Source organism: Methanomethylovorans sp. (assembly GCF_041305605.1).
Taxonomy (GTDB): Archaea; Halobacteriota; Methanosarcinia; order Methanosarcinales; family Methanosarcinaceae; genus Methanomethylovorans.
This window is the reverse complement of record NZ_JBFYLB010000038.1, coordinates 1-7818: the sequence shown is the minus strand read 5'-3', so window position 1 is coordinate 7818 and position 7818 is coordinate 1. Positions and strand designations below refer to the sequence as shown.

7 protein-coding genes are annotated in these 7818 nt (G+C 47.5%); 2 read left to right on the top strand and 5 right to left on the bottom strand.

The features are described from left to right. The 5 genes from ACCM36_RS02570 to hdrA2 all read right to left on the bottom strand — a co-directional run. On the bottom strand, window positions 1–150 hold a 150-nt coding region (locus ACCM36_RS02570), incomplete at its 3' end, for a carbamoyl-phosphate synthase domain-containing protein (protein ID WP_370572157.1). A 118-nt stretch (window positions 151–268) separates the two neighbouring features. After that, window positions 269–1228: a TolB family protein gene (locus ACCM36_RS02565; protein ID WP_370572156.1), complete on the bottom strand. Its 960-nt coding sequence runs from the start codon at window positions 1226–1228 to the stop codon at window positions 269–271. 116 nt (window positions 1229–1344) lie between these two features. Beyond that, the gene (gene gatE, locus ACCM36_RS02560; RefSeq protein WP_370572155.1) at window positions 1345–3258 is read right to left on the bottom strand and encodes a Glu-tRNA(Gln) amidotransferase subunit GatE; all 1914 of its coding nucleotides are present in this window, start codon (window positions 3256–3258) and stop codon (window positions 1345–1347) included. Window positions 3259–3338: 80 nt separating this feature from the next. Continuing rightward, window positions 3339–4655 carry a 4Fe-4S binding protein gene (locus ACCM36_RS02555; RefSeq protein WP_370572154.1) on the bottom strand — a complete coding sequence of 439 codons (1317 nt, stop codon included), beginning with the start codon at window positions 4653–4655 and terminating at the stop codon, window positions 3339–3341. Further along, complete coding sequence (gene hdrA2 / locus ACCM36_RS02550; RefSeq protein ID WP_370572153.1) at window positions 4645–7005, bottom strand: CoB-CoM heterodisulfide reductase HdrA2; 2361 nt, start codon at window positions 7003–7005, stop codon at window positions 4645–4647. Before hdrA2 ends, ACCM36_RS02555 begins: the two co-directional genes overlap by 11 nt. A 309-nt stretch (window positions 7006–7314) precedes the next feature. On the opposite strand from hdrA2, the gene ACCM36_RS02545 reads away from it, so the two are divergent. Together ACCM36_RS02545 and ACCM36_RS02540 are read left to right on the top strand one after the other, a co-directional pair. After that, on the top strand, window positions 7315–7521 hold the full coding sequence (locus tag ACCM36_RS02545; RefSeq protein ID WP_370572152.1) for a type II toxin-antitoxin system HicB family antitoxin: 207 nt from the start codon (window positions 7315–7317) through the stop codon (window positions 7519–7521). Then, window positions 7514–7732, top strand: coding sequence for a type II toxin-antitoxin system HicA family toxin (locus ACCM36_RS02540; RefSeq protein ID WP_370572151.1), 219 nt, complete (start codon window positions 7514–7516; stop codon window positions 7730–7732). The genes ACCM36_RS02545 and ACCM36_RS02540 overlap by 8 nt, the downstream gene beginning before the upstream one ends. Window positions 7733–7818: the final 86 nt, after the last annotated feature.

Here is a 7818-nt window from a genome sequence, read left to right as displayed (position 1 = left end):
GATCTGCCCTTTATACGAAGGGTCAGAAAGTGCCTCCTCATAACCTGTATATTGAGTAGTAAAAACCAGTTCTCCAGAAACTATGCCTTCAGCACCGAACCCGGTGCCTTTAATAACTGTTCCATCTTCTAATCCTAATACTGCATTCATCGTAAGAACCTGGGTATACATGAAATGAATAGGCTATAAGTATTGCGATGGTAATGGTACCTCCGGTAGATACTTGTATATAAACATTTCTATTGTGGGCCACCGAATGGTCACAGGATCAAACAAAACCGAGCTTTTTCAGGATCTTTTGTAGTAATATGATCACAAATACAAATACCACCAGACCGGCCGCGCCTATAATGACCGCTGGCTTTCCTGTCAATACTTGTTGCAGTACGGATGATCCACTATCCTCCTCTATATCTTTCTCTGTTTGTTCTATTTGCTCAGATATAGATAGATTACCGTCCAGTGTCATCACCCGGATGTTGAACTCACCAGTGTCATCAGATACATAAGCTATCCTGTTCCCGTCAGGGCTCCATAAGGGATCTTTCTGTATACCTTTATCTGACGTGAGCTGTAAAGTACCCTTTCCATCCCCATTCATCAGCCAGATATCCTGGTTCCCACTCCGGTTGGATACAAAAACGATCCACGCTCCATCCGGACTTACTGCCGGGTTAGTGTTCTGGAAAGTGTCATTCGTAAGCTGAACAGTTCTAGCACCCGAAGCGTCCGTTCTGAAGATGTTTCCCCCATACGAATATAAGATATATTTCCCGTCCGGACTCCAGGAAGGATCTCTTTCATCCCCTTTTCTATCTGTAAGCCTGACCTTTGAAGAACCATCTGCGGCCATTATCCATATATCGTAATCATTCCCGATCCTGGAAATATACGCAATGAGATCCCCCTCGGGACTCAGGACAGGATCGCGTGAATCGGCATTAGTTGTGAGCTGCTTACGTCCGGTCCCATCAATACTGATCCTGTGGATGCTGACAAATCTGGAAGAAAAAGCATCTACCTGCTCGGAAGCAAATAAAATGGAATTGCTATCAAAAAAAACAGGATCACCATCCCATGACATACTACTGTACAATTTCCTGGCTCCTGTTCCATCAGCATTTGCTATCCATATATCCTGATCCGAGGCATAGACCAGCCTTTTTCCATCCGGGCTCCATGCAGGGCTGTTCTCGTTCACACCACTTGTGACCTGTATATCTTCCACAACCGGTGAGCCTGCAACAGTACTACATACAAATATGCTAACTAAGAAAAAAAGAAAAAGTAATAATGAAATTTGATTAACTTGATTAATATGTTTAATATTTAACATTAATTGAATTATATACTTAAGAATTGATTAATCTTTTGTTTGAGCAGTTCACTCAATATCTTCCCATCCACTTTGCCCCTGAACTCAACCATCACTACTCCCATAAGCGGACCTACGGCAGCAGGACCTTTTTCCTTTATATATTCCTGCCTTTCATGGATCATATCATCAATGAACTTCTCGATCTCGGCATTATCACTGCTGCAGAGCCCTGCTTCGACAACAGCATCCTCTGCAGACGTTTGCGGCTTCTGTGCCAGTATCCTAAGCACAGGGTCAATGCCTTCTCTGGAGAAGGCACCTTGTTCCACCAGAGAGAACACTTGCCTGAAATGTTCATCACAGAGTTTGTCAATGTCCACTCCATCACGTTTGAGCTCCGGCAGCATTCCTGTAAGAGTACGGGACACTAGAGTAGGCGTTATAAGTTTCCCACCTTGGAAGCATACGACCAGTTCCTCGAATAAAGGAAGATATTGTGAGTATACGATCATATCAGCAAGTTCACTGCTTAATCCCAGCTCAGCAGTGAACCTTTTTGACTTTTCCGTAAGCAATTCAGGCACCTGGATGCTCTCAAAATACTCCTTTGAAATATCTGCCTGAGGTACATCGGTCTCCGGGTACATCCTTGCAGCTCCCGGCAGTGGCCGCAGGTAAGAGCTATTACCATCGGGAAGTGCCTTGCGGGTCTCTTCCGGAACGCCCGTAAGAGCTTCCTTTGCCCTTTTTATGACACTTTCCATAGCACCCCTGGCGCGCTTCTCAATATCCGCCACCATTATGACCGCATCTCCTTCCTTTGCACCCACAGCCTGGCGCAGTGCAAGAACCTCTTCCTGGGTAATGCCATAGTTCGGAAGTTCATCAGTATGGAATATCCCACCCACTCCTGATGTCTTGGCACGGTCAGAGAACTCTGTGCCAAGCCTTCTGCCAGGCTGCACTTCCCTGCCCACGAACCCTGCAAATCCCGGAAACAGTACGGCCAGCACCTTGCCTTTTTTCAGGGATTTCTGTATGACCTTGGATGTGGTCTTTTCAAAGACACCAGTAACATCGAATATCTCATCATACACAGATGCACCTTTTGCCAGCAGTTCATCCCTGATGTCCAGCAGGTTTGCCTGACGTTCCACTTCCCTTTCCACAAGCATCTCAAGGATATCCAGGGCCTGTACCCCCTTAAGTTCCACCCTTGCACCTTTTGCTATGGAAATGTTCACATCCTGGCGGATAGTGCCTAAGCCCCGTTTCACCTTGCCTGTGGAACGCAGCAGCATACCTATCAGCTGTGCTGTCTCTTTTGCATGTGCAGGTGATATGATATCCGGTGCAGTACCTATCTCCACAAGAGGTATGCCCAGCCTGTCCAGAGAATATATCACCACATCTCCCTTATCCTCTATCTTCTGGCATGCTTCTTCTTCCAGACATAGCACATCCACACCCACATGACCCTGGGAAGTCTCCAGGTAACCACCCTTTGCAAGGAAAGCAGTACGCTGGAAACCTGTAGTGTTGGAGCCGTCTACCACTATCTTTCGCATTACGTGCATCTGGTCAACGGGCCGCATATGCAGCAATTTCGTGATCATGAGAGCGATGTCCAGGGCTTCCTGGTTGACCTCGGTGGGGGGTTCATCATCATTTTCCACAAGGCACGTGGAATCGTAGGCTTTGTAGCAGTATTTACGGTTAAGCTTGGACTGTTCCAGAGCCGCCCTGTCGGTCTCACCCATCTCACTGGCTGTGGGACGCAGGAACCTGAAGAACTCCGAAGTTGATTCCTTTATATCCCTTATGATCGTGGGGCACCTGCAGAACAGTTTCTGCTTTGAGTCCAGCTGCTGGTGGATCTCAAGCCCGCATTTCAAACCAAGAGCTCTGTAATCTAATTTTTCAGCTATGTTATCAGCCATGAGAATTGATCCCCTTCAGGAATGTGATCTTGTCTACAACTTTCTGACCGTATAGTAAGGCAAGTATTAATTATTGTTCCTTATTGTTCCTTCTTAAGTATCTGTTCCCTTATGCGAACCCTTACAGGCTCAGTCTCTTCAGACTTCTCCAGCATCCTGCGAATGGAAGTGCTGCTGAATGCCGGTGTGACCTTCTCAAGCCTTGCTCTTGCAAGTGCCAGCAGGTTGCCATCGATCCTGGGCGGTTCTACCTCCACATGTTCCCTTGGAGGTTCCGGCTCTACTTCCAGAGTACGGGATACATCCGGAAGATGACGTTTTCCTGTTACCATGGAATCAATGGCATCTTTCCACTGGTTCGCCCAGGGACTGTCAGATATATCCGTATGATGTACTGCGTGCCTGTCCACATGCATTACATCTTTAGGGCAGGCATTCACACAGGCACCACAATACGTACACATATCTTCTTCAATGGCTATTTTGCCATCTTTGGACACGTACCACAGATGAGAAGGACAGACATTAAAACACCCATGACAGCCTTGGGGATCGCATTTGCTCACGTTGGGGGCTATAAGAGTGATATTGCCTTCAAAGGATTTCTTGATATCCATTGCATCATAGGGACATACTATCTTACACCAAGTACATCGCGTACATTTCTTATCGTCGATCAACACCCTGCCAGTCACAGGAGGAGCTTCTCCCCTTTTCTCGCCCATCACACGAATGGCATCCTCAGGACAAATATCCTGACACAAGGTACAATAATCGCATTTATCCTCATCCACCAGCAACTGCTCAAAAGGTCTTACATCCGTGGGAGTCTTTTCTCTTTCAATGAGCAGGAATGCATCACAGAACCGTGCACACAGGCCACATAGGTTACATTTTTCTGTGTCGATCTCTATCTGTCCTTCCATACCTTCTTTAAAAGGCGACACTTCCGCTTTGGTAGGCATGTCAAGTTCAAGCCGGATGGCATCTTCAGGACATGCCGCTTCACACAAAGCACAGGGCAGACATTTTTCATTGGTCCGTACGAAGTCATCGTACTGCGGGAAAGTATCATGGGAAGGGAAATTCCCTTCCTCTGTCATTGTGTAAGCATGCATGGGGCAGAACTGCACACACATGGAACAGAAAGTGCATTTATCCAGATCCATGATCACCGGAGGAGCATCCAGCCCCATAGCAATCTCTTTCATAGGTCCAAGTTCCAGAGCCTTTGTGGGACAGAGGCCTGTACAAATACCACAGCCTATGCATCGTTTGTAATCGTAATCTAGGACTTTTCGGGACCTGTCACTGATCTGACGATAGATGAAGTGAGTAACATCCATATCCATTTCCTTTTCTACCGACATGGACTTTTCATCACTTTCATCCGTCATTCTGACCCTCCAGCAGTTCCGAACCAATTGGTCCTATCTCCTTGAGCTCATCCACAAACCCCTCTATGGACCTGGCAAATCTTTCACCTTCGGCTGCCGAGATCCATTCCACTTTCAGGCGATGGGGATCGATACCTATGTCCTCAAGCACTCCCTGCAGCACTTCCATCCTCTTTTTGGCACTGTAATTGGCAAAAATGTAATGACATTCACCGAGCCTGCATCCAGCAACAAGGACGCCGTCAGCTCCACCCTTAAAGGCTTCAAGCACGAACTCCGGGTCCACACGGCCTGCACACATGACCCTGATAACTCTGATATTGGTGGGATACTGGATCCTGGAAACACCTGCAAGGTCCGCACAGGTATAACTGCACCAGTTGCAGAGGAATGCAACAATAAGGGGGAATTCCGATTTCACTTCCGTGGCCGCCCGTACCTGGGCCAGGATCTGCTCATCGGTGCTGTTGCGCATCCAGATGGCATCAGTGGGACAGGATGCACTGCATGCACCACATCCGTAACATGAAACTTCGTCCACCATTGCCTTGCCATTGGTGACCTTGATCTTCCCGAACTGGCACACGTCCTCGCATATCCGGCACCCTATGCATTTTTCCTCGTCCACATGAGCACTCTGCGGGTCTGTTTCCAGCTCGCCTCTGGATAGCAATTGCATGGTCTTGCCTGAGGCTGCAATTCCCTGGGCAATGGCTGCCTGTATCTCCTTTGGACCCGAAGCACAGCCTGCCACATATATTCCTTTCACATGGGAGTCCACAGGTCTCATCTTGGGATGGGCAATAGCAAAGAAGCGGTCCGTACGGCGGGATAGGTTAAGGACCCTGGCGGTCTTATCCGCATCATCAGGAGCTTCCAGCCCTGTGGAAAGTACCACGAGGTCGTATTGCTCTTCCCGGACCTCTGAACTTAATGTGTCCTCGAACCTCAGGAACAACTTGCCTTTTATATCTTTTTGGACTTCAGCTACTTTGCCCCGTATGAAATCAATGCCCATGGACTGGGAACGGATGTAATACTCTTCATACATCTCCCCTGCAGCCCGTATATCGATGTAGTGGATAACTATTTCAATGTCATGATAACGTTCCTTGAGCAGCTGGGCGTTCTTCATGGCAGACATACAACATATCCGTGAACAGTATGGATTACCCACGGTTTCATCCCTTGAACCCACACACTGGATGAAAGCCACTTTCTTAGGTATTTCCCGCGTGGAAGGAACCAGTACTTTCCCTCTTGTGGGGCCGGATGCATTGAGCAGGCGTTCCAGCTCCATGTTGGTTATGACATCCGGATACACGCCATATCCGTACTCTTCCTTGCGGGCCGCGTCAAAGAGCTTGTAGCCGCTGGCAAGGATGATGGCACCCACCTTAAAAGATACTGTTTCCTCTTTCATGCCGTAATCAATGGCGTCTGCAGGACAGGCCTGCAGGCACAGCCCACAGCCCACACAGTACTCGCTATCAATGTAAGCTATCTGGGGTACTGCCTGGGGAATTGGCATGTTTATGGCCTTGGTCTTGCCCATGCCCATGTCAAACCGGTTGGCCATTTCCACAGGACAGACCCTTGAACATTCGTCCACACAGCCCTTGCACCGGTCTTCGATAACATACCGGGGTTTCTTTGTAACCGTTACCTGGAGATTACCTGCAAAACCCCTTACCTCGGAGACCTCTGCCATGGTCATGAGATCTATGGAGGGATGTTGCTGCACATCGGTCATCTTGGGTGCAAGCACGCAGATGGAGCAGTCGTTGGTGGGGAACACCTCGTTAAGCAGCGCCATTTTCCCGCCGATAGTGGGCTCTTTTTCCACCATGTACACATGATATCCGCTGTCCGCAAGAGTAAGGGCAGCCTCGATGCCGGTGACCCCGCCGCCTATGATCAGCACGTCCTTATTGGCAGGAACTTTCTTTATCTGCAGCGGATCCAGCAGCTTCAGCCTTGCGATACCCATGCGTATGAGGTCGAAGGCTTTCTGGGTGGCGAGCTGCGGCTCTTCCATGTGCACCCATGAGCATTGTTCCCGAATATTTACCATTTCCAGCATGTACTGGTTGAGCCCGGCTTTCTGCAGCACTCTTCTAAATGTAGGTTCATGCAACTTAGGAGAGCAGGCTGCCACCAGGATGTGATTCAGATCATGTGCCTTTATGTCCTCGACTATGGAATCCTGGCCCGAATCCGAGCACATGAACTGCAGGTCTTTCACAAGCACCACATCCTTTAGCTTGCTGACCTTTTCCTGCAGGCTATGCACATTGATCACGTGTGCGATGTTCAGCCCGCAATGACAAATATAAACCCCTATACGCATCTTGACGGCTCCGCTAAGACTTGATGATCTGAGTAAAGATATAGTTTTGGATGTTGGAGACTTAAAGAACCTGAATTTTATATAAACCACAGAGTTCTCAGTATATTATGCATCCCTCCACTCATTCATAATGAAAAAAAATTAATGGAACCGATTCATGATCTGAAAAGTATTGCAAGGATTGTAAAAACAAAAAGAGGAATCATAGAAGAACAAACTCAAATCTTGAATCCTCTGAAAATTATCTCAGCTTATCTTCCTTCCTCTCATAAATCAAATTTAATATACCAAGACCACCGATGAATAGTTATGCAGTATACAATAGTCCTTGAGGTCGCAGAAGAGGGTGGATACACTGTGCGTTGTCTGGAACTTCCGGCAGCGATAAGTGAAGGGGATACCAAAGAAGAAGCCCTGGAAAATATCAAAGAGGCAATCGAGCTGGTGCTGGAAGTTACTGAGGAACAGGCCAGAGTGCTTGGCGAGATCGCAAAGGTTGATGTTGCAAGTGCCTGAATTGCCAGCGATTTCCGGCCAGAAGGCTATCAAAGCTCTGGTGAAACTTGGTTTTATAGTAGTGAGACAAAAGGGCAGTCACGTATTTTTGCAACGTGGACATGATACAGTAACAGTACCTTTGCACAATCCACTTAAAAAAGGCACACTGAATAGTATTCTCAAGCAAGCCAATGTCCCACTGGAAGAGTTTTTGAAATATTTGAAATAACCACTCGGTTTCGCAAGGTAACTAAATAATCCAAAGCTCATCTTAGTTTTCTGGAAACTGAATTTCTGAAATGAGTCACATACTAC

Excerpts from the sequence above, each read along its gene's own strand:
- gatE (WP_370572155.1), bottom strand. The coding sequence starts at position 3,258 with ATGGCTGATAACATAGCTGAAAAATTAGATTACAGAGCTCTTGGTTTG.
- ACCM36_RS02555 (WP_370572154.1), bottom strand. The coding sequence starts at position 4,655 with ATGACGGATGAAAGTGATGAAAAGTCCATGTCGGTAGAAAAGGAAATG.
- hdrA2 (WP_370572153.1), bottom strand. The coding sequence starts at position 7,005 with ATGCGTATAGGGGTTTATATTTGTCATTGCGGGCTGAACATCGCACAC.
- ACCM36_RS02545 (WP_370572152.1), top strand. The coding sequence starts at position 7,315 with ATGCAGTATACAATAGTCCTTGAGGTCGCAGAAGAGGGTGGATACACT.